Below are 21,767 nucleotides of genomic sequence, written 5' to 3'. Positions count from 1 at the left end.
CGCCGTACGCGCACGCCGCGACCGCTCGGTCCAGGAGGTCGACACCTTCCTCCACCGCGCCACCACCGAAGGCCTCCTCCGCCCCGACCAACCCGACGGATGGGCCGGACCGCTGCTGCCCGAGCTGATCCAGCTGGCCGCCCGCCGGCAGACCCACCTCAGCGCCGCCCGGGCCGCCGACGTGGTGGTCGGCACCTATCTGCACGGCGTCGGACGGTCACAGACGCGCAGCGGGAGCCGCTAGGTCGCAGGGGGCAGCGGATGCCGGTGCCGGTGACGTTCCGGGCGTGGCGAGGCGTGGCTGAGGCGGGTGGCGGAGTCGGTGCCGCGATGCGTGCGCCGAGCAGATCGGTGAGGCGGGTCCGCCTTGTACGAGGCGACGGCGAGACGGCCGCCGAATGCGGCACAGGGCCTCCTGGTGCCGCTCGGTCGCGAATCGCACCCCGAGCTGCCAGGAGGCCCTGCCGATGTGTCTCAACCGCCGGTGGTTCGCTCCGACAGGAGGTGCGTCTCAGTGAGCGGACCCGACGGGCGGTGTGCGGCTGGTCTTCAGACGTTGTACCAGTTCGAGCACTGGTGGAGCGGGATCGAAGGCCAGCCGATGAGCGTGGTGTAGAACTCGCAGATCTGCACCTGTCTGATGTCCTGGCCGTACTCGACACTCACCGCTTTCCCAGGTTCCACGCCCAGCACCTTCTGGCTGCCGTCCGCAAGTGCGAACCACGCCTCGGCCTTGTAATTGGTGCCGTACTTCTGTGTCGTGAGCCACGCCCAGCTCGCCGCACCGTCACCAGGGCAGTTGTCGACCTGTACTTCGCTGTGGCTCCAGCGCGCAGACCCCGCGCAGCCTTGCGCACTTGCGGGAGCCGCGTCAGCGGACTGCACCAGGCCCAGTCCGAGCATGGCCGTCGCAGCCGCGACGACCGCCGCTCCCTTGAACGCCGTCCTACGCACTGTCATACCTTCTCTCGCTCGGTTCGGAGGCGACCGCCTGCCGGGCCTCCTCATTGCTGAAACCACGGCAATCCGCCCGAGGGTCGTACGATCGGACCCTGGCGCCCTTGCCCGCCGCCTACTTGGCGAGGAAGGCGAGCAGCGCCTCGTTGACCTCGGCGGCGTGGGTCCACAGCAGGCCGTGCGGGCCGCCCTCGACCTCCACGTAGTCGGCGGCGGGCAGCGCCTTGTGGAAGGGCCGCGCGGTGGCCTCGACCGGCAGGATGCGGTCGGCGGTGCCGTGCAGGATGAGGGCCGGGACGTCGACCTTCGGGATGTCGGCGCGGAAGTCCGTGCCCCAGGTCAGCGGCGCGGCGGCCGCCGCGTACGCGCCGCCGCCCGCGGCCACGTTCCAGCTGTTGCGCACGGCCTCCTCGCTGATGCGGGTGCCCAGGGTGTCGTCGAGGTTGTAGAAGTCCTTGTAGAACTCGGTGTAATAGGCGTACCGGTCGGCCTTCACCGTCCGGGAGACCTCCTCGAAGAACTCGGCGGGCGCCGCGCCGTCGGGGTTCTCCTCGTTCTTGACAAGCCAGGGCTCCAGCGAGGCCAGGAAGGCCACCTTGGCGACCCGCGCGGTGCCGTAGGTGCCGACGTAGCGGGCCACCTCGCCGGTGCCCATGGAGAAGCCGACGAGGACGGCGTCCGTCAGGTCGAGCGTCTCGATGACCGTGTTCAGGTCGGCGGCGAAGGTGTCGTAGTCGTAACCGGTGGTGGGGCGGCTGGACTGCCCGAAACCGCGGCGGTCGTAGGTGATGACGCGGTAGCCGGCGTCGAGCAGCGCCGCGGACTGCTTCTCCCAGGAGGCGCCGCTGAGCGGGAATCCGTGGATGAGGACGACCGGCTGTCCGGTGCCGTGGTCCTCGTAATACAGGTCGATGTCGGTGGTGTTCTCCTGGCCGACCGTGATGAACGCCATGGGTTTCCCTTCGATACGCGATGCGCCGGCGGTGGCGCCGGGCCGGGCTCCGTCCGCGGGGTGCCGGGCCGCTCTTCGAGGATGGGCGTCCGCGGCCCGGGCGGTATCCGTCTGATGACTCACGATTTCGGCGGCGGCCGGGCACCGTGACCCGCCGGGCGGGCGGCACCCCCAGTCAAATGACGCAGCGGTCCTGCCGGGCGGCACATATCCGCGCAGGTCAGCACGTGCCGGACGTGCGCGGGGCGGATGTGAACCCTCGCGTGCACGCACACGTTGCACGAGGTGTGAGAGAGATTACACAAGCCTCCCGAGGGAGGCCCCGCGGAGCACTGCGGGCGGCTCTGCTGCCGGGCGCGCTGACCGCCCTGGTCCTGGCGGCCCTGCTGCCCGCCTCCGCGGCCGGCGCCGGCACGGCCGCCACCGCCCCCACCGCGACCGCGCGGACCGCCGCCACCACCACGACGGCCTGGCAGAACGGCGCCTTCCAGGTGGACCGGGCCGGTGTCGTGCGCCGCTCGGACGTGGTGCTGGGCAGGCCCGGCACCGAACCGGCCGAGTCGATGCCGCTGGGCAACGGCGTCATGGGCGCCGCGGTCTGGGCCGCGAACGGGTTCACGGCCCAGCTCAACCGTGCCGACACCTTCCCGGACCGCAAGTCGCCCGGCCAGGTGTCCGTCCCGGGGCTGAAGGCACTGACCGGGGCCGACGACTTCTCCGCCCGGCTCGACCTGTACGACGGTGTGCTCAGGGAGAGCGGCGGCGGGATGACGGCGACCGTCTACACCCGCGCGGACCGCGACGAACTCGTGGTGGACGTCACCGGTGCCGATCCGGACACCCCGCAGACGGTGGACGGGGACCTGTGGGACGGGCGGTCGCCCTCGGCCGCCGCGTCGGGACCGGTCGCCGCACTCGCCGAGACCTGGCAGGACTCCGGCACCGACGGCACCGGGGACACGTACGGCAGTCTGCTCGCGATCACGGCATCGGGCCGCGAGGTGACGTCCTCCGTCCGTGACGGCGACTCGGTGCGGGTGTCGTTCAAGCCCGCCGCCGACGGCAGCTTCCGGGTCGTCGTGGCCGCGCCCCACTGGGCGGGCGGCGACGCCACCGCGGCGGCCACGTCCTACCTCGGCGGTGACGCCACCGCGCCGGGCGCGAGCCTGCTCGATCCGCACCTGGCCTGGTGGCACGACTTCTGGTCGAAGACCGGGACGATGAAGATCGAGTCGGCGGACGGCACCGGACCGTACGTCGAGAACCTGCGCACAATCCACCTCTACCAGGCGGCGGCGAGCAGCCGGGGCAGCCTTCCGGGCACCCAGGCGGGGGTGGCCGACCTGTTCGCCTTCTCCCGCGACCAGCACGACTGGTCCCCGGAGAGCTACTGGTGGTGGAACCTGCGGATGCAGACCGCCGCCAACGTCACCTCGGGCGCCGGGCAGCTCAACACACCGTTCTACCGGCTCTACACGTCGAACCTGGCCGCGATCGAGGCGTGGACGAAGGACCACATGCCCGGGCACCCGGGCGCCTGCGTCCCGGAGACGATGCGCTTCAACGGCAACGGCTACTTCGACGGCGGCACCGGCAACGCCTCCTGCGAGGCGAGCGTGACCTCGTACAACGCGCAGACGGTCAGCACCGGCGCGGAGGTGTCCCTGACGCTGTGGCAGCAGTACCGGACCACCGGCGACCTCGCGTTCCTCCAGGACGCCTACCCGTTGATGCGCTCCAGCGCCCGGTTCCTGCTGTCGTACGCCACCACCGGCGCCGACGGCCTGCTGCACACCCGGGCCAACGCGCACGAGACGCAGTGGGACGTCGAGGAGCCCGTCACGGACGTCGCCGCGATGCAGGCGCTGTTCCCCGTGGTGGTCTCGGCGGCCAAGGCCCTCGGCACCGACGCGGACCTCGTCACGCAGCTGACGGCCGCCCAGAAGAAGCTGCCCCCGCTGCCGCGCACGGACGCCGCGACCCACACCAAGGTCCTCGGTCCGGACGCGGACGCCGCCGGGGACGACGTCATCGCCGTCTCCGCCGAGCCGGCCGCGCCCACGCACAACTCGGAGAACCTGGACCTGGAACCGGTCTGGCCCTACGGCCTGATCGGCGACTCGGGCGACCTGCACACGCTGGCCGACCGGACCTTCACACACCGCCAGTACCCGCACGACGCCAACTGGAGCTTCGACGCCCTCCAGGCGGCCCGCCTCGGCAAGGCGGACGCGGTCGAGGAGGGGCTGCTCTACAACGTGTCCAACCAGCTGTACCCCTCCGGTCTGGCGAGCAACAACAACGTGCTGCGCGGCAACGAGCCGTACAGCGAGAGCGGCGGGGTCATCGCCGCCGCGGTGAACGAGGCGCTCGTGCAGGACTACGACGACGTGCTGCGCATCGCCCCCGCCGTCCCGGCGGACTGGGACGTGGACGGCACGGTGACCGTCCACGACGGCGCGAAGGTGGACGTGCAGACGCGCGGCGGCACACCGGTGACCGTGGTCCTCGAAGCCGGGCGGGACGCCTCCTTCGTCACCCGCAACCCCTGGCCCGGTCAGCCGGCCGGGGTGGTGGACGCCGCCGACGGCAGCACGGTCGTGCCGTTCTCCACCGGCTCGCAGTTCACCCTGCCCGCCCGCGCCGGGCACGCCTACCTGATCGAGCGCCAGTCGGCGCCCGTCACCTCGCTGCCCTTCCAGCAGGTGGGCGGCGCGCCCGCGGTGCTGCCCCGGCACCTGGGCAGGACGTCGATCGGCCTGGACTTCCCGGTCTCCCCCGCGCCCGCCGGACCCGTCGGCACCCTCGCGGCGGTCGGCGGCACCTGTGTGCGGCACGCGGGCGGCCTGGCCAACGGCACCCCGGTGCAGACCGGCGCCTGCGACGGGAGCGCCGACGAGCAGTGGATCGCGGGCCGCGACGGCTCGCTGTGGGTGCAGGGCAAGTGCGCGATGCCCGCGGGCCGCGGCTCGACGCCCGGCACCGCGCTGGTGCTGGCGGCCTGCGACGGGTCCGCGGTCCAGCAGTGGCGGGCGGGCTCCGGCCGCACCCTGGTCAACCAGGCCTCCGGACTCTGCGCCGAGGTGCGCGGATCGGCGACCGCGGACGGCACTCCCCTGGTCACCCGCGTCTGTGACACCTCGGTGACCGGTCAGCGGTTCGACCCGCCCGCGGCCCCCGCCGGGCCGCGCGGGCACCTCACCGGCATCGGCGGCATGTGCGCCGATGCGGACGGCGGCAGCGCGGCACCGGGCACCCAGCTCCAGCTGAACACCTGCGGCACCGCCGAGTCCCAGCAGTGGACGGTGGCCCAGGACGGCACGCTGCGCCTGTTCGACTCGCGCTGCATGACGCCCGAGGGGGGCGGCACCGCGGACAACGGGACCCAGGTGGTACTGGAGATCTGCGACGGCTCGGCGGCGCAGCGGTGGCACGCGGGACCCGACGGCGGTGTGGTGAACGACCTGTCCGGCCGGTGCCTGGACGTCAAGGACACCTCGTCGGCCGTGGGCGCGCTCATGTGGCTGTGGAACTGCGGTCCGGTCACCGACGCCAAGGTGTGGCAGCTGCCCACCGTGCAGGGGCCCACCGGCCGGATCGCCGGCTACGGCGGCAAGTGCGCCGACCTCGCGGGCTCCGGATCCACCGACGCGCCCGGCACGCAGGTGCAGTTGAACTCCTGCGGCACCGGCACCTCACAGCAGTGGACGCTCGCCCCGGACGGCACGGTGCGCGTCCTCGGCAGGTGCATGGCGCTCAGCGGCGGCGGCACCGCGAACGGCACGCGTGCCGTGCTGGCCGCCTGCGACGGCTCGTCCGCCCAGCAGTGGCAGCCAGCCGCCGACCACGGGCTGGTGTCGAAGAAGTCGGGCACGTGTCTGGACGCCACCGGGCCCAGCTCGGCCAACGGCACCCCGTTGCAGATCTGGGCCTGCGCGGGCTCGGACAACCAGCGCTGGCAGGTACCGGCGCCGGGTCCTGCCGGACGGGTGACGGGCATCGGCGGCAAGTGCGTGGACCTGGCGGGCTCCGGATCCACCAACGCCGCGGGTACGCCGGTGCAGTTGAACACCTGCGGCACGGGCGTCTCCCAGCAGTGGTCCATCGCCCGGGACGGCACCCTCCAGACGCTCGGTGACTGCATGGGGGTGTCCGGCGACGGCACCGCCAGCGGCACCCCGGTCGTCCTCCAGGTGTGCAACGCCTCGGCCGGGCAGAAGTGGACGCCGCGGTCCGACGGCACGCTGGTCAACTCCCTGTCCGGGCGGTGCCTGGACGCGACCGGTGCCAGCTCCGCGAACGGCACCAGGCTCCAGATCTGGACCTGCGCGGGCTCCGCGCAGCAGACCTGGCGGCTGCCCGCGGGCTGAGAGCTGGAGCGGTCCGCCCGGAGCCTGTCGGGTTCCGGCCCGCCCGGAGCCTGTCAGGTTCCGGGCGGGCCGGCCGTTCACCGTCCGCACCGCGGGCCGGCCGCACGAAGGGCCGTTCGATGGTAGACATCGACAAACCGGTGAGAACGTCCGACCGTGCCAGGAGAGTTGCCGTGCCCGAGTCCACAGCGTCCACGGAGTGGTTCGAGACCGCCCGCTTCGGACTGTTCGTCCATTTCGGCCTGTACAGCCTCGCCGCCCGGCACGAGTGGGTGCGCAGCCGGGAGGCCATGTCGCAGGAGGCGTACGACCGCTACCTGGAGCGGTTCGACCCGGACCTGTTCGACGCGGGCGAGCTGGCCCGCGCGGCCAAGGCGGCGGGCATGCGCTACGCGGTGCTCACCGCCAAGCACCACGACGGGTTCTGCCTCTACGACTCGGCGCTGACCTCGTACACCTCCCAGCGCGCGGCCGGCCGCGACCTGGTGCGGGAGTTCGCCGAAGCGATGCGCGCCGAGGGGCTGCGGGTCGGTCTGTACTACTCGCTGCTGGACTGGCACCACCCGGACTTCACCGTCGACGTCCACCACCCGCTGCGCGACACCCCGGCCGCGCGGGAGCCCCGGGACATGGCCCGCTACCGCGCCTACCTGCACGGACAGGTCGAGGAGCTGCTCACCGGCTACGGCCCGGTCGACCTGCTCTTCTTCGACTTCACCTACCCGGGCAAGGGGCCTGACGAGTGGGGCTCGCAGGAGCTGCTCGCCATGGCACGCACGTTGCGGCCCGGCATTCTCGTCAACGACCGGCTGGGCGTCCCCGGCGACTACGTGACCCCCGAGCAGTACCAGCCCGACCGCCCGCTCGAACGCGACGGCGCCCCGGTGACGTGGGAGGCCTGCCACACCCTGAACGGCTCGTGGGGGTACGACCGGGACAACCACGAGTACAAGGACCCGGCGCTGCTCGTGCGGATGCTGGTGGAGTCCGTGGCGTGCGGCGGCAACCTGCTGCTCAACGTGGGTCCCACCGGCAGGGGCGCGCTGGACCCGCGGGCCCGGCAGACGCTGCGGGCCATCGGCGACTGGATGGCCCTGCACGAGCGCTCGGTGCGCGGCGCGGGGCCCAGCGGGCTGACGGCGCCGGCCAACACGCTGTGCACCCGGGCGGGACGCCGTCTCTACGTGCACCTGCTCGCCTGGCCGCTCAGGCACCTCCACCTGCCGGGGCTGGCGGGCCGGGTGCGCTACGCGCAACTGCTGCACGACGGTTCGGAGATCGGTTTCCACGAGCAGGACGGCGCCGGGCACGAGCACGTGAACATGGCGCCGCCGGGGCAGCCCGCCGGCACCCTCACGCTGACCCTGCCCGTCACCCGGCCCGACGTCCTGCTGCCCGTGATCGAGCTGGAGCTGGCCGACGACGAGTGACGGGCAGGCGGCCGGCACCAGCGGCCCGGGCGGGACCACTGGTTCGGGGCCGCCCCCTGGCATCCGGTCCGGGCGCTGACGCCCGGCCGGGACCGCTCAGGCGCCCGCTCCCGCTTCCTTCCAGATGGACAGCCCCGACGCGCGGTCGTTGAAGCCGAAGTCGGCCAGGTTCGACAGGTGGTGGTAGGAGTGCACGCGCAGATCCACGTATCCGTCCGTCTTCGGCACGTCCGTCATCGCCCAGGGGTAGTTGGTGTTGTTGATCACCGAGGAGATGCTGTTGTTCATCGAGCTGCCGATGTCCGTGGCGATGTCGAGGTAGGTGTCCCTCTCACCCCAGCGGATGCCGACCGACTTGCCCTGGTAGTTGGCGTCGGTGTAGACGCAGAACTCGTACTTCGACGCATTGCAGTCCGAGCCGACGTTCCAGACGCCCACCTGCCAGGGCTCGTTGGCGGACGCCGTCGTGGTCGTTCCCAGCACGGTCACGCCCGTGGCGAGCACGGTCAGGCCGATACCGGCGAGGCGCTTGTTGCGCAGTTTCACTGTGTTCCCTGTCCCTCTGTGCGGCACACCGAAGATCCTTCTCATCAAGATCAACGTGTGCGGCGGGGGCATGGGTTCACTCCGGTTCGCGCGGCGTCGCCGGCGTCCGCGCGTCCGGGGCCGGTCCGCGGGCCGCCGCACTCGGCCGCTGGACGCGGCCGGGGCGGAGGCAGCCGTGTGCCTCCGCCCCCGCCCGGGCCGCGTGCCCCCTCCGGGGCCGGGTCCCTACTTGACCGATCCGGCCATCACGCCCTGCACGAAGTGCCGCTGGAAGGCGAAGAACACCACGAGCGGTACGACGAGCGACACGAAGGCGCCCGGCGCGAGGACGTCGATGTTGCTGCCGAACTGCCGTACCTGGGACTGAAGTTCCACCGTCAGCGGCTGGGAGGAGCTGTCGGCGAACAGCAGCGCCACCAGCAGGTCGTTCCACACCCACAGGAACTGGAAGATGGCCAGGCTGGCGATGGCCGGGCGGCCGACCGGCAGGACGAGCTGGACGAAGATCCGCCACTCGCTGCCGCCGTCCATGCGGGCGGCCTCCAGCATCTCCTTGGGGATCTCGGCGAAGTAGTTGCGCAGCAGGAACACCGCGAACGGCAGACCGTAGGCCACGTGGAAGAGGACGACGCCGGGGATCGTGCCGAACAGGCCGAGCTGCCCGAAGAGCTTGGCGACCGGCAGCAGACCGATCTGCACGGGCACCACCAGCAGGGCCACCACCAGCAGGAACAACGGCTCGCGTCCGGGGAAGTCCAGCCAGGCGAAGGCGTACCCGGCGAGCGCGGCGAGGATCACGACGAGGGCGGTCGCCGGCACCGAGATCAGCACCGTGTTCCAGAAGGCGCGGGTGATCCCGGCGTTGCCCAGCAGGGACGAGTAGTTGTCGAAGGACAGCTGTCCCGGGCTGGTCAGGGCCGTCCACCAGCCGCCCTTGGCGGTGTCCTCGGAGGAGCGCATCGAGGAGACGAAGAGCCCCGCCAGCGGCGTCAGCCAGATCAGGCCGATCACCACGAGGAAGGCCTGCACCAGGCCGTTGCCCAGGCCCCTCCTGACCGCGTTCATCGCTGACTCTCCTTGAAACGGCGGACGTTGAAGACCATCGCGGGAATGACGAGGACGAGCAGCAGCACCCCGAGCGCGCTGCCCAGGCCCTGGTTGTTGCCTCCGCCGAAGGACACCAGCCACATCTGGGTGGCCAGTACGGTGGCGTCCTCCTGCACCGGTCCCGGCGCGATGATGTAGACGAGGTCGAAGACCTTCAGGACGTTGATGACCAGCGTCACGAAGACCACGGTGAGGACGGGCGCGAGCAGCGGCACGGTGATGCGCCGGAAGACCTGCCACTCGTTGGCCCCGTCCATGCGGGCCGCCTCCAGGGTGTCCCGGGGCAGTGTGGAAAGGCCCGCGCCGATCAGCACCATCGCGAAGCCGGTCCAGATCCACAGGTAGGCGCCGATGATGGCGGGTGTCACGAGGGTGGGGCCGAGCCAGGAGATGCCCTGGTAGGGCGGTGCGAAGTTGGAGGCGGGCAGTCTGAGCGCGAACGAGCCCGTGTGCAGTCCGGAGAAGTGGAAGGAGCCGTCGGCCGCGGTCTTGACGCTGGCCACCGTGCGACCGCCGCTCACCGCCTCGACCTTCATCCCGGGCAGACCGCTCTCGCGCCGGTCGACCTTGCCCGGGGTGCCCGCCCCGCCGGGCGTGAAGTCCAGGTAGACGACACCGCGCACCTCGCCGGAGGCGGGTCCGCGTGTGCTCGCCGGGTAGGCCGGCGCGGCGTTCTTCGGCAGGTCCTTGGGCAGGACGCCGACCATCGGGATCACGACCGAGGAGCCGGGCCGGACGGCCTCGGTGGTGTAGGAGCCGTCGCTGCCCCGGGTCAGCCCGTCGGGGCCGGTGCGGGCCCGCGCCGTGGGGTAGGACGAGGTGCCGCTGAAGGCGTCGTGGACGGAGACGGCCGCCGCGTTGAGCACGCCCTTGTCGGGGTCCTGGTCGTAGGCGAGCCGGAAGATGATCCCGGCGGCGAGGAAGGACACGGCCATCGGCATGAACAGCAGCAGCTTGAACGCGGTGGCCCAGCGGACCTTCTCCACCAGGACGGCGAGGATCAGTCCGAGCCCGGTCAGCAGCGCGGGGGCGACGACCACCCAGATGACGGTGTTCCGGATCGCCTTGAGCGTCGCCGGGTCGCGGAACATCTCGGTGTAGTTGTCCGCGCCGACGAAGCGGTCACCGGAGGCGTCGAAGAAGCTGCGTCCGATGGAGAACAGGACGGGGTAGACGACGAGCGCGCCGAGCAGGAGCAGCGCGGGGAAGGCGAACAGCAGGGCGATGATCCGCCCCCGCCGCCGCAGCCGCCGGGCACCGGCGGCCGGGGCGGCGGGCGGCGGGGGACCCGCCGCCGTCTCCTTGGTGAGTGTGGTGGCGGTCATGTCGGATCAGCCCTGGCCCTGGTACGCCTTGGCCGCGGCGGCCTCCAGCTGGGCGGCGGTGCCCTTGGGGTTGGACGGGTCGCGCAGGAAGTCCTGGAGCAGCTTCCACTCGCCGACGCCCTTGGTGCCGCCGAACGAGGCGGGTGCCTGGTCCGACATGTCGAAGCGGACGGAGTCGCCGGCCTGGATGAGGGACTTGGCGGTGGCCCGGGTGACGTCGTCGCCGTAGGTGGCGAGGTCGAGAGCCTTGTTCGGGGAGAGGAAGCCGCCCGCCTTGGCCCACACGCCCGCGGCCTCCGGGGTGGCCAGGTACTCCACGAGCTGCATGCCGGCCTTGCTGTTCTTGCCGTCCTTGAGGACGACGGCGGCGTCACCGCCGCTGACCACCGGCGCCTTGCCGCCGTCGACCGGCGGGAACGGGAAGAAGTTCGCGTCCTTGCCGACGGTCCTGCCGAACTGGTCGTGGGCGACACCGGCGACGAAGTCGCCCTCGTAGACCATGCCGGCCTCGGGCTTGGGGCCGAAGACCTTCTCCACCGAGCCGGGGAAGTCGGTGTTCAGGGCCTCCTTCTGGCCGCCCGCGATCAGCTGCTTGTCCTTGAACAGCTTGCCGAGCGTGTCCAGCGCCTTGACCACACTGGTGTCGGTCCACTTGAGCTTGTGCGCGGCGAGCGCGTCGTACTTCTCGGGTCCGGCCTGGGAGAGGTAGACGTTCTCGAACCAGTCGGTGAGGGTCCAGCCGTCCTCGCCGGCGACCGCGAAGGCGGCGAGTCCGGAGTCGGAGACGGTGTGCCCGGCCTTGAGCATGTCCGCGTAGGTGGCCGGGGGCTGGACGCCGGCCTGGGTGAACGCGTCGGGGCTGTACCAGACGGTCGACTTGTGGGCGGCCTTGAAGTACAGGCCGTACAGGGTGTTGCCGACGCTGCCGTACTTCTTCCAGACGGGTGCGTAGTTCGCGCCGACGGACTGCTGGGCGGTGGCGGACAGCGGCTTGAGCCAGCCCTTCTGGGCGAACTGCTGGAGCACTCCGACCTGCGGGACCATCACGACGTCGGGGGCGTTGCCGCCCTCGATCTTGCTGCCGATCACGGTCGAGACGTTGTCGCCGGTCGAGACGAACTGGGTCTTCGCCCCGGTCTTCTCGGTGAAGGCGTCCAGCACCTTCTGGAAGTTCTTCTGCTCGCTGCCGGTCCAGACGCCGGCCACGGTGACCGTCTGGCCGCTCAGGGCCTTGCTGCCGCCGCCCGCCGCGACGGGGTCGTCGCTGCCGCAGGCGGTGGCGCCGAGGGCGAGGACGAGTGCGGTGCAGCCGGTGAGAAGTGCGGTACGTCGTCGCATCATCGTTGATGTCCCTTCAGGGGTGGGGAACTGACTGACGGAAAACTCAGAGGCCGGCGGGGTCGGTGATCCACCAGGCGGCGGTGGAGCCGGCGAGCACACCGGGCGGGCACGGCCCGCTGGCCAGCAGGGGGGTGCCGGGCACCGGGGCGGGGGTGGGGGCCGTACCGAAGTTGACGGCGCAGACCAGGCCGTCGCCGCGGGTGAAGGCGAGGATCCCGGGCGGGGTGTCGAGCCAGCGCAGCGTTCCCTCGCCCAGTTGCGGCAGCGCGGAGCGCAGTTGCAGGCCCTCGCGGTACAGGTGCCAGAAGGAGCGGGTGTCGGCGAGCGCGCGGTCGGTGACGTACTCGGCGAAGTACTCGGGCTGCGGCAGCCACGGCTTGGCGTTCTCCGTGCCGGAGGTGAAGCCGAAGGGGGACGCCTGTCCGGACCAGGGCAGCGGGACCCGGCAGCCGTCGCGGATGCGGGCCCGGCTGCCGGTGCGGTGGAAGATCGGGTCGGTGAGCACGTCGTCGGGCAGGTCGACGACCTCGGGCAGGCCCAGTTCCTCGCCCTGGTAGATGTACGCCGCCCCGGGCAGGGCGAGCATCAGGAGCGCGGCGGCGCGGGCGCGGGCGGCGCCCAGCCCGCTGCCCTCGGGGGTGGGCTCGCCGTAGCGGGTGACGGTGCGGACCTGGTCGTGGTTGTTGAGGACCCAGGTGACGGTGGAGCCGGTGCCGGCGATGTCCTGCATCGCCTCGGAGACGACCTTGCGGAAGGCGTCGGGGTCCCAGGGGGCGCTGAGCAGGTCGAAGAAGAACGCCTGGTGCAGTTCGTCGGGGCGGACGTACCGGGCGTGTTCGCGTGCGGTGGGGACGGACACCTCGCCGACGAGCAGCCGCTCCTGGCCGTCCCGGGCGGTGTACTCCTCGCACAGGGAGCGCCAGCGCCGCCACACGTCGTGCACCTCGGGCTGGTTCCAGGCGAGCGGGTTGACCGAGTCACGGGTGCGGGCGTCGGCCTCGGGGTCGGGTGAGTCGGGCAGGTCGGGGTGTTTGAACAGTCCGGCGGCGACGTCGATGCGGAAGCCGTCGACCCCCCGGTCCAGCCAGAACCGCAGGACGCGGTCGAACTCGGTGGCCACCTCGGGGGTGCGCCAGTTCCAGTCGGGCTGTTCGGGTGTGAACATGTGCAGGTACCACTGGCCGGGGCGGCCGTCGGCCTCGGTGACCCGGCTCCAGGCCGGGCCGCCGAACATGGCGTGCCAGTTGTTGGGCGGTTCGGCACCGTCGGGCCCGCGGCCGTCGGCGAAGTGGAAGCGGGCGCGGGCCGCGCTGCCGGGCGGCGAGTCGAGCGCCTGCCGGAACCACGGGTGCTCGCTGGAGCAGTGGTTGGGGACGATGTCGAGGAGGACCTTGACGCCGAGCTGGCGGGCCGCGGTCATCAGCCGGTCGAACTCGGCGAGGTCACCGAAGAGCGGGTCGACGTCGCAGTAGTCGGCGACGTCGTAGCCGTGGTCGTGCTGCGGGGAGCGGTAGAAGGGGCTCAGCCAGATGCCGTCGACCCCGAGTTTCTTCAGGTACGGCAGTCCCGCGCGGACCCCGGCCAGATCGCCGACGCCGTCACCGGTGCTGTCCAGAAAGCTGCGGACGTACACCTGGTAGATCACGGCGTCACGCCACCAACGATGCCTGTTCACATGATTGACCTGTCTCTGAAAGCCCGTCGTTGTGCATGCATGTTATGTATGTGTTTCAGGCAGCTGTCAACGAAGTGGCCGAGACTACTGGTGAGTTACGTCCGTGAAAACATCCCAAAAGGGGACGAACAGCGGCAGGGTGTTATGGCCGCGTTACCTAACAAGTAACTAAGAGGTGTGCCTAGCGGCGGGTGATGTCGTCCAGTTCCCGCGCCAGCCGGCGCACGGCCTGCTCGGGCGTCTGCTGCCCGGTCAGCGCGTCATGGACGACCGCCTGCACCACCAGGCTGACCTGGTCGTAGCGCGGGCTCTTGGGGCGCGGCGCGGCGGCGAGCACGGCGGCGCGCAGGGTCGGCAGGTAGGGGAAGCGCCGCACCAGCTCCGGGTCCTGGTACAGGTCCGCCCGGACCGGCGGCAGCGCCCCCCGGGTGAGCACCTGCCGCTGGACCTGTTCACCGGTGAGGTACTGGATCAGTCGCTCGGCGGACTCCGGGTGCCGGGCATGGGTGTTGACGGCGAGGTCGGATCCGCCCAGCACGCTCGTGCCGGGTCCCTCCGGGCCGGGCAGCGGCACCGCGCCGATCTTCCCGGCGACCGGGGAGCCCTCGGCGGAGGCGACGGCGTAGGCGTAGGGCCAGTTGCGCAGGAAGAGCAGGCGGCCGTCCTGGAAGGCCTGCTTGGACTCCTCCTCCTTGTACGACAGCGCCGCCCGGGGGATCCAGCCCTCGCGCAGGCCGCGCGCGAGGAACCCGATGCCCTCGCGGGCCGCGGCCGAGTCGACGGTGACGCGCCGGCCCTCCTCGCCGAGGATCGTGCCGCCCGCGGAGTACACGGCCTCGGCCGCGTTGACGGTGAGCCCCTCGTAGGACAGGAACTGCCCCGCGTAGCCGTCGAGCCCGTACTTCGGCGCGATGGTCTTCGCGTCCCGCTCCAGCTCGGCCCAGGTGCGCGGCGGCGGCACGCCCTCCTTCGCGAGCACGTCCTTGCGGTACAGGAGCAGTCCGGCGTTGGTGACGTAGGGGACGGCGTACAGCCGGCCGTCGTAGGTCGCCGTGTCGACGACCGGCGGCAGGAAGGACTTCAGCGGGAAGCGCCCGGCCGGCAGCGGGCGGATCCAGCCGGCCGCCGCGAACTCCGAGGTCCAGTTGACGTCGATGTTGAGGACGTCGAAGCGGCTGCGGTCGCCGCCGCGCAGGTCGGTGGCCATCTGCGCGTGCGTCTCGTCGGCGGAGTCGGGCAGCTCGACCAGCGTCACCCGCTCCGCGGGGTGGGTCCTGTTCCAGCCCTCCAGGAGAGGGCCGAGATAGCCGGTGAGGTCCCCCGCGGTGGCCAGGGTGAGCGGTCCGCGCGTGCTGCCGCCGCCCTCGTCGGCGCGGGCGCCCGAGGCGAGGTAGCCGGTCATGACCACGACCAGTGCGAGAAGACCCCTACCGGTGGCCCGTATCCACCGCATAGGTTCCTCCTTGCACACCGGCGCCGGCACCTTCGCCGAGCGTCAGCCCATGTATACCCGTTAGGTATGGGCGATACTAGAGTCTGGAGCACAACAGGCAGATGACAAGGCTAGGAGGACTGCACGAGTGCGCCTGCCCCTCCTGGCCCTTCTCGCCCGCGGCCCGGCACACGGCTACGAGCTGAAGCAGGACCTTGAGCAACTGCTCGGCTCAGCGTACCCTCAGCCGAACGTCGGCCAGATCTACGTGACCCTGGGCCGCCTGGAGAAGACCGGCCTGATCCAGGGGGAACAGGTCGAGCAGTCCAGCCGGCCCAACAAGAAGATCTACCACCTCACCGACGCCGGGCGGGACGAACTGCGCACCTGGTTCGCGGAGCCCGAGGACGAACCGCGGGTGCGGGACGAGTTCTTCATGAAGCTCGCCCTCGCCCCGCAGACCGGCCTCGCCGACCAGATCGCCCTCATCAACAACCAGCGGCGGCAGTACCTCAACACCATGCGTCAGCTGTCCAGGCTGGCCGCGGCCGAGGACCGGGACAACCGGATCGCCCAGCTGCTCATCGAGGGCGCCATGCTGCACCTCCAGGCCGATCTGGACTGGCTGGAGCGGTGTCAGGAGGAACTGGAGGACCAGGAGTGAACGACCGCCATGAATGACGGGCACTCTCGCGGGGAACGGACCGCCGAACCCCCCGTGCTGCGGGCCGAGCAGCTGGTGAAGACCCACTACGGCGAGGGGGCGCCCGCGCACGCCGTGCGCGGGGTCGACCTGTCGGTGGCACGCGGTGAGTTCGTGGCGGTCACCGGGCCCTCCGGGGCCGGCAAGTCCACCCTGCTCCACCTGCTGGGCGGGCTGCAACGGCCGGACAGCGGAAGCATCTGGCTGGACGGCCGGTGCACCGACTCCTACAGCGAGGCCCGCTGGGCCCAGGAGCGCAGGCGGACCGTGGGGATCGTCTTCCAGTTCTTCAACCTGGTCTCCAACCTGTCCGTCGCCGACAACGTCGAACTGCCCGCCCTGCTCGCCGGCCGCACCCCCCGCCAGGCCCGCGCCGAACGCGAGGAACTCCTCGGCGAACTCGGGCTCGACGGCAAGGAACGCAGCATGCCCGGCGAGCTGTCCGGCGGCGAGCAGCAGCGGGTGGCGCTCGCCCGCGCCCTGGTCAACCACCCCCCGCTGCTCCTGGCCGACGAGCCGGCCGGAAGCCTCGACAGCAAGGGGACCCGCGAGGTGATGCGGCTGCTGTCCCGCTTCCACCGGCGCGGCCAGGCGATCGTGCTCGTCACCCATGACGCCCGGCTGGCCAGCGCCGCCGACCGGGTGATCAGCTTCTTCGACGGCCGGATTGCCGACGACGCCGAGCTGGACGGGACAGCCGCCCCGGGCACCGGCGGCATCACACGTGTGCTGGAGCTGAAGGAGCGGACGCGATGAGCGGCGCACCCCGGCACCCGACCCGTCCGAAGGGCTGAGACCGTGCGAGCCACGTTGCGCTGGGCCCACTCCGATCTGCGCACCCACCGCGGGGAAGCCCTCTTCCTCGTGCTGGCCACGGCCGGCATCGTCGTCTCGCTGCTGCTCGCCACCGCGCTGTTCGGCTACGCCACGAACCCGTGGCAGCGGGTGTTCACACAGTCCCGTGGCGCACACGTGTGGATCCACACCGTCAAGAACGCCGACACCGGCCGCCTCGCCTCCCTGGACGGCGTCCGAGCCGTGGCCGGCCCCTACCCCGACACGTTCGCCACCGTGTCCCTGCGCGGGGTGCGCGCCTCCGTCGAGCTGCGCGGCACCCCGGCGCCGCCGTCGGTGGACCGGCCCCTGCTCGTCTCCGGCCACTGGCTCGACCCGCGGGACGCGGGCGGCGTCGTCCTGGAGAGCAGTCTCGCCCGCGCCCTGCTCGCCGAACCCGGCGACACCCTCACCGTGCCCGACACCGCGCGCACCCTGACCGTGGTCGGCGTCGCCGAGAGCGCCGAACCCCGCTACCGGCCGGGCGAGCAGCCGGGGCTGGTGTGGGCGCCACCCGGCGCGGTCGGTGACGGCGGCGGCCAGGTCGTCGGGCTGCGCCTGACCGACCCGGACGACACGGACTACGCCGTCCAGCGGGCCGTGACCGTGCTGGGCGCCGGTGTGGTCGGCGAGGTCTCCACCTGGCGGCAGGCGCGGGCCGAGGCCCAGGGCGACGACCGGCTGCTCGGCCAGGTGCTCGGTCTGTTCGGCGTGGCGGCGCTGCTGGCGGCCGGGCTCGCCGTGCACGGCGCGATCGGCGCCCGGATCCGCGGGCACCTGCGGGACATCTCCGTGCTGAAGGCGATCGGTTTCACCCCCGGCCAGGTGGTCCGGATCTTCCTGCTGCAGCACGTGGCGTACGCCGTGCTCGGTGCGGTGGCCGCCGCGGTCCTCGTCCGGAGCCTCGGGCCGCGTGTCCCCGGGCGGCTCGGGGACGCGGTCGGCGTGTGGCAGGGACTGCCCGGACACAGGGCCGCCCTGTTCGCGGTGCCGGTCTGCACCGTCCTGTTCATCGGCGCCGTCACCGGCCTGGCGGCCTGGCGGGCGGGGCGGGTGCCGCCCGTGCCCGTGCCGCGCCGCGCGGCGGTGCCCGGCGGGCGGCTGACCGGCGCCGCGCGCCGCGCCCTCGGCCTGCGGCTGCCGCCCGGCGTGCTGCTGGGCTGGCACCGGACCGTCACCAGCCGCCGGCGCACCCTGGCCACGGTCGGCAGGTTCGCTCTCCCGCTGCTGCTCATCGTGGTCGCGACCAGCGCCTGGACCACCATCGACCGCTTCCACGGCCACCCCGAGCGCCTCGGTCTGCCCGCCGCGCTGACCGTCCGTACGGACGGCACGCTGGACGACCGGGAGACCCGCGCCGTGCTCCGGAGCGAGCCACGCGTGGCCGGCGTCTACCCGGGGGTGCAACTGGCGGCGCTGGTACCGGGGCAGACGTCCACCATCGCGCTGCGCGGCCTCGGCACCCGCCAGGACCCCTACCCGTACCGCGTCGCCGAGGGCCGCGCCGCGCACGGCCCCGACGAGGCGGTCGCCGGACAGGGCCTGCTCGACCTGCTGGACGCGCACGTGGGCGACTGGGTCCGCATGACGGTGGCCGGCCGGCCGCAGGTGCTGCACATCGTGGGCCGCAGCATCGAACCGGCGAACGCCGGACGGGTCATCTCCACCTCCCTGGACACCCTGCGCGAGAACGACCCCGGGCTGAGCGCCACCCTCTACCAGGTGCGCCTGCGCCCGGCCGCCGATCCGCACCAGGTGGGCGCGGCCCTGGTCAGGGCCGGGCACGGGCACCTGGACGTGCACCCGGTGCCCGGTCCCGCCGACGGGCTGTCCGCCCTGCGCGGTCTCGTCGCCGGTCTCGTCTGCGTCCTCGCGCTGATCGGGCTGATCGAGCTGCTGGCCGCGATCGGCAGCACCGTCCGGGAGGGCGAACGCGACCTGCCGGCCCTGAGCGCCATCGGACTGACCCCACGTCAGGTCTCCGCGATCACGGTGACGGCGACCGCTTGCACGGCACTGGCGGCCGTCGCGCTCGCCACGGCCGTGGGCCTGCCGCTCGCCCACTGGCTGATCGACGCCCAGGGACGCTCCAGCGGCATCGGGGCCGGGATCGCCGCCGGCCCCTCCCCGCTCTTCCTGGTCCTGCTCGCCGTGACCGCGGTCGGCGGCGCCGCCGCTCTGGCCGCGGTGCCCGCCTCGCGGGCCGTCCGGCGCCGGCCCGCCGACACCCTGAACACCGGCGCGTGAGCGCGGGACGGGCTCCAGGGTGCCGGTTCCCGGGTGGACCCCGCACTCAGGTGTGCGGGGTCCGGCGGTGCGCGAAGTGTTAGGTTTCTCGCCGTACGACACACCTTGCCGAGACCGGGAGCGGTGATGGACGAGGGCATACCCGCCCCGTACGGGACCGGGCCGTTCGCGGACGCGGACGTCGCACGGCTGCGCCGGGACGTGGAGTTCCTCGCCGCCGCCGGACCGCGCAGCCGGCGGCGCGCACCGCGGGCGATGGAGCGCGCCGAGGCGTACGTCCGTGAGCGACTGGCCGACGCGGGCTGGCAGGTGGAGCGGCAGCCGTTCGACCTGCGGTGGCGGATCGGCGCGACCGACCGGCACGGGCATCGCGCGCTCGCCCTCAAACCCCGTCTGCACCGCCGGTTGCGCGGCGCCAACCTGATCGCCACCCTGCCCGGTTCCCCGGCGGGGCCCACGGTGCTGGTCGGCGCGCATCTGGACAGTGTCGACGGCAGCCCGGGAGCGGACGACAACGCCTCCGGAGTGGCGGTGGTGCTGGAGACCGCACGCCTGCTGGCCCGGCTCCCCCGGCCGCCGGCGGTCACCCTCGCCGTGTTCGACATGGAGGAACTCGGCCTCATCGGCGCCCGGCACGCCGCCCGCGAACTGGGCCGGGACGGCCGCGTCGCCGGGATGATCTGCCTGGAGTCGGTCGGCTGCTTCGACGACACACCGGGCAGCCAGCGGCTCCCGCCCGGCTTCGCCACCGTCTTCCCCGAGGCGGCGGCGGCCACCCGGGCCACCGGCTCACGGGGCGACTTCACGCTCGTGGTGCACCGGCGCTCCTCGGCCGCCGCGGCCGCGCACTGGCAGCGGGCCGCCGCGGCGGCCTCCCCCGGTCTGCGCGGCATCCTGCTGCGGGACCCGCGGCCCGACGGCCTCCTGGGCCTGCTCATCGGGCTGGCCGTCCCGCCCGCCGGACATCTCGGACGCAGCGACCACGCGCCCTTCTGGAACCGGCGGATCCCGGCGCTGATGCTCACCGACACGGCGAACTTCCGCAATCCGCACTACCACCGGGCGACCGACGTTCCGGCGACGCTGGACTTCGCGCGGCTGGCCTCGGTGACCGCCGCGACCGCGGCCACCGCCGCCTCCTGGCCGCGCGGCACCTGACGGCCGGACCGCCCGCGCGGGCACGGGCTCCGGCGTCCGCGCACGGTCAGTAGAGGTCGTCCTGCGGTACGAGGGTGAGCAGCCGTACGGTCTCCACGTACAGCCATACCAGGGTCAGTGTGAGGCCGAAGGCCGCGAGCCACGCCTCCTGCGCGGGCACCCCCCGGGTGAGCGCGTGCTGCACCCGGCGCAGGTGCAGGGCCAGGAAGGACGTGCCCAGGACGACGCCCACGACGCCGGCGACGACACCGGGGACACCACTGCGCAGACCGAGGCCCTCCGCGCCGGAGAGGGCGGGCAGGAGCAGGTCCGCGGCGGCGAGGAGCACCAGCCCGAGCGCCCCGGCCCCGGCGAGCCCTCGGCCCCGGCGTCCGATACGGGTCCAGCGCAGCCGGTGGGCCGCCAGCACCCCGGCGCAGCCGGTCATCGTGCCCAGCACCAGCTGCGCGCACGCCCCGGGCGCCACGCGGGCGCAGATCGTGTCCGACAGCACGCCCAGAAAGGCCCCTTGGCCCACCGCGTGGACGAGGGCCAGCCCCGCCGACGGACGGGTGCGCGCGTACTGGACCAGCACCGGGACGAGGACGAGCAGTGCGGCGGCGCCCGCGAGGCCGTACGCCCAGCCGGTGCCGGCCGGGGCCACCGGCGGCACCGTCCATGCCAGTACGGCGGTCAGGGTCGCCGTGGCGAGGGTGAGGGCGGCGCGTGCGACCACGGCGTCCATGGTCAGCAGGTCCGCGACGAGCCACGGCGACGGCTCGGGACCGGGCTCGGGCGAGGACCCCGCTTCGGTGTCCTGCCCGGTACCGGTCCGCTCCCGTGCCACGGCGAGTCCGGCCTCCACCTCGACCTGCGTACCCCGGTCACCGGCGGCCGTCTTCCGTCCGCCCCGGCGTTCCAGCCGCCGCCGGGACAACAGGGGGTTGCTGCTCTTCAGGGAACGCTGCTCGACACCCGCCACGGCAGACACCTTTCTCTACGGACTCACACTTTCGCACACATTTCCCCCGAACCCCACTGCCTGTCTCACATACATATGTTTTGCTCGACGAGACGACGGGTGTCGGCACATGGCGCGGCGCCCCAGGCGACTTGCCTGGGGCGCCGGGCTCACCGTCCTGTCCCGGGAAGCGGGATCTCAGGCGGGGAGTTTCCAGAGCTGGTTGTCGGAGGCCGCGCACGCCCAGATCTGGAGCTTGGTGCCGTTGGCGGAACTCGGACCCGTCGCGTCCAGGCACTTGCCCGACTGCGAAGCCACCAGCGTCCCGTTCGCCTGCGCCTGCCACTTCTGCGACGCGGCACCCGAACACGTCGACAACTGCACCTGCGTACCGTTCGCCGTACCGCCCCCGGCCACCGTCATGCACTTGCCCAACGCCCGCAACGTCCCATCGGCCGCCACCGTCCAGGACTGCGCACTGCCCGTCCCGCAGGTGTTCAACTGCACCGCCGTACCGTTCGCCGAGACGCCACCCGCCACCTCCGCGCACTTACCGCCGTACCCGCTGACCACCCCCGTCGGACGCGACGACGGAACCCCCCAGATCTGATTGTCCGAACCCGCACACGCCCAGATCTGGAGCTTGGTCCCGTTCGCGGAACTCGGACCCGTCGCATCCAGGCACCTGCCCGACTGCGAACCCACCAGCGTCCCGTTCGCCTGCGCCTGCCACTTCTGCGACGCAGCACC

The 21,767-nt window shown here is 72.4% G+C and carries 16 protein-coding genes and 1 pseudogene; 7 read left to right on the top strand and 10 right to left on the bottom strand.

The window, feature by feature from the left end; all coding sequences use genetic code 11:
* Positions 1-244: pseudogene (locus ABZ719_RS34700) on the top strand (TetR family transcriptional regulator); the annotation flags it as partial.
* A 305-nt stretch (positions 245-549) separates the two neighbouring features.
* Here ABZ719_RS34700 and ABZ719_RS34695 read toward each other — a convergent pair.
* Together ABZ719_RS34695 and ABZ719_RS34690 are read right to left on the bottom strand one after the other, a co-directional pair.
* Positions 550-954, bottom strand: coding sequence for a hypothetical protein (locus ABZ719_RS34695; RefSeq protein WP_366729146.1), 405 nt, complete (start codon positions 952-954; stop codon positions 550-552).
* A gap of 118 nt (positions 955-1,072) precedes the next feature.
* Complete coding sequence (locus ABZ719_RS34690) at positions 1,073-1,909, bottom strand: alpha/beta hydrolase (RefSeq protein ID WP_366729145.1); 837 nt, start codon at positions 1,907-1,909, stop codon at positions 1,073-1,075.
* A 287-nt stretch (positions 1,910-2,196) separates the two neighbouring features.
* On the opposite strand from ABZ719_RS34690, the gene ABZ719_RS34685 reads away from it, so the two are divergent.
* Together ABZ719_RS34685 and ABZ719_RS34680 are read left to right on the top strand one after the other, a co-directional pair.
* Complete coding sequence (locus tag ABZ719_RS34685; protein WP_366729144.1) at positions 2,197-6,279, top strand: ricin-type beta-trefoil lectin domain protein; 4,083 nt, start codon at positions 2,197-2,199, stop codon at positions 6,277-6,279.
* A 173-nt stretch (positions 6,280-6,452) separates the two neighbouring features.
* A complete protein-coding gene (locus ABZ719_RS34680) occupies positions 6,453-7,709 on the top strand; it encodes an alpha-L-fucosidase (protein WP_366729143.1) in 1,257 nt (418 codons plus the stop codon).
* Positions 7,710-7,805: 96 nt separating this feature from the next.
* Here the strand turns inward: ABZ719_RS34680 and ABZ719_RS34675 are convergent, their stop codons facing one another.
* The 6 genes from ABZ719_RS34675 to ABZ719_RS34650 all read right to left on the bottom strand — a co-directional run bounded on the left by ABZ719_RS34675 (position 7,806) and on the right by ABZ719_RS34650 (position 15,156).
* On the bottom strand, positions 7,806-8,255 hold the full coding sequence (locus ABZ719_RS34675; RefSeq protein ID WP_366729142.1) for a peptidase inhibitor family I36 protein: 450 nt from the start codon (positions 8,253-8,255) through the stop codon (positions 7,806-7,808).
* A gap of 225 nt (positions 8,256-8,480) precedes the next feature.
* Positions 8,481-9,320: a carbohydrate ABC transporter permease gene (locus ABZ719_RS34670; protein ID WP_037863776.1), complete on the bottom strand. Its 840-nt coding sequence runs from the start codon at positions 9,318-9,320 to the stop codon at positions 8,481-8,483.
* Positions 9,317-10,687, bottom strand: a complete 1,371-nt coding sequence (locus ABZ719_RS34665; protein ID WP_366729141.1) for a sugar ABC transporter permease — start codon at positions 10,685-10,687, stop codon at positions 9,317-9,319. Before ABZ719_RS34665 ends, ABZ719_RS34670 begins: the two co-directional genes overlap by 4 nt.
* A 6-nt stretch (positions 10,688-10,693) precedes the next feature.
* Positions 10,694-12,028, bottom strand: a complete 1,335-nt coding sequence (locus ABZ719_RS34660; protein WP_366729140.1) for an ABC transporter substrate-binding protein — start codon at positions 12,026-12,028, stop codon at positions 10,694-10,696.
* 43 nt (positions 12,029-12,071) lie between these two features.
* The gene (locus ABZ719_RS34655) at positions 12,072-13,703 is read right to left on the bottom strand and encodes a glycoside hydrolase family 13 protein (RefSeq protein WP_366729139.1); all 1,632 of its coding nucleotides are present in this window, start codon (positions 13,701-13,703) and stop codon (positions 12,072-12,074) included.
* A 181-nt stretch (positions 13,704-13,884) separates the two neighbouring features.
* Positions 13,885-15,156 (bottom strand): ABC transporter substrate-binding protein, encoded by a 1,272-nt coding sequence (locus ABZ719_RS34650; protein WP_366729138.1) that lies wholly within the window; start codon positions 15,154-15,156, stop codon positions 13,885-13,887.
* Positions 15,157-15,283: 127 nt separating this feature from the next.
* Here ABZ719_RS34650 and ABZ719_RS34645 point away from each other — a divergent pair, with 127 nt between their 5' ends.
* The 4 genes from ABZ719_RS34645 (at position 15,284) to ABZ719_RS34630 (ending at position 20,077) form a co-directional block, all read left to right on the top strand.
* Entirely contained in the window at positions 15,284-15,799 is a 516-nt protein-coding gene (locus ABZ719_RS34645; protein ID WP_366729137.1) for a PadR family transcriptional regulator, read from the top strand.
* 9 nt (positions 15,800-15,808) lie between these two features.
* Positions 15,809-16,594 (top strand): ABC transporter ATP-binding protein, encoded by a 786-nt coding sequence (locus tag ABZ719_RS34640; RefSeq protein WP_366729136.1) that lies wholly within the window; start codon positions 15,809-15,811, stop codon positions 16,592-16,594.
* Positions 16,595-16,636: 42 nt separating this feature from the next.
* Positions 16,637-18,919 carry an ABC transporter permease gene (locus ABZ719_RS34635; RefSeq protein WP_366729135.1) on the top strand — a complete coding sequence of 761 codons (2,283 nt, stop codon included), beginning with the start codon at positions 16,637-16,639 and terminating at the stop codon, positions 18,917-18,919.
* A gap of 126 nt (positions 18,920-19,045) precedes the next feature.
* Complete coding sequence (locus ABZ719_RS34630) at positions 19,046-20,077, top strand: M28 family peptidase (protein WP_366729134.1); 1,032 nt, start codon at positions 19,046-19,048, stop codon at positions 20,075-20,077.
* A gap of 46 nt (positions 20,078-20,123) precedes the next feature.
* On the opposite strand, the gene ABZ719_RS34625 is transcribed toward ABZ719_RS34630, so the two are convergent.
* Together ABZ719_RS34625 and ABZ719_RS34620 are read right to left on the bottom strand one after the other, a co-directional pair.
* A complete protein-coding gene (locus ABZ719_RS34625; RefSeq protein WP_366729133.1) occupies positions 20,124-21,038 on the bottom strand; it encodes a Bax inhibitor-1/YccA family protein in 915 nt (304 codons plus the stop codon).
* A 177-nt stretch (positions 21,039-21,215) separates the two neighbouring features.
* Positions 21,216-21,722, bottom strand: a complete 507-nt coding sequence (locus ABZ719_RS34620; protein ID WP_366729147.1) for an RICIN domain-containing protein — start codon at positions 21,720-21,722, stop codon at positions 21,216-21,218.
* Between the last annotated feature and the right edge of the window lie 45 nt (positions 21,723-21,767).

Origin of the sequence: Streptomyces sp. NPDC006743, from assembly GCF_040703815.1 — a bacterium.
GTDB lineage: Bacteria > Actinomycetota > Actinomycetes > Streptomycetales > Streptomycetaceae > Streptomyces.
Note: the sequence above shows the minus strand (reverse complement) of the source record. Positions and strands in the feature narration are given on the sequence as shown.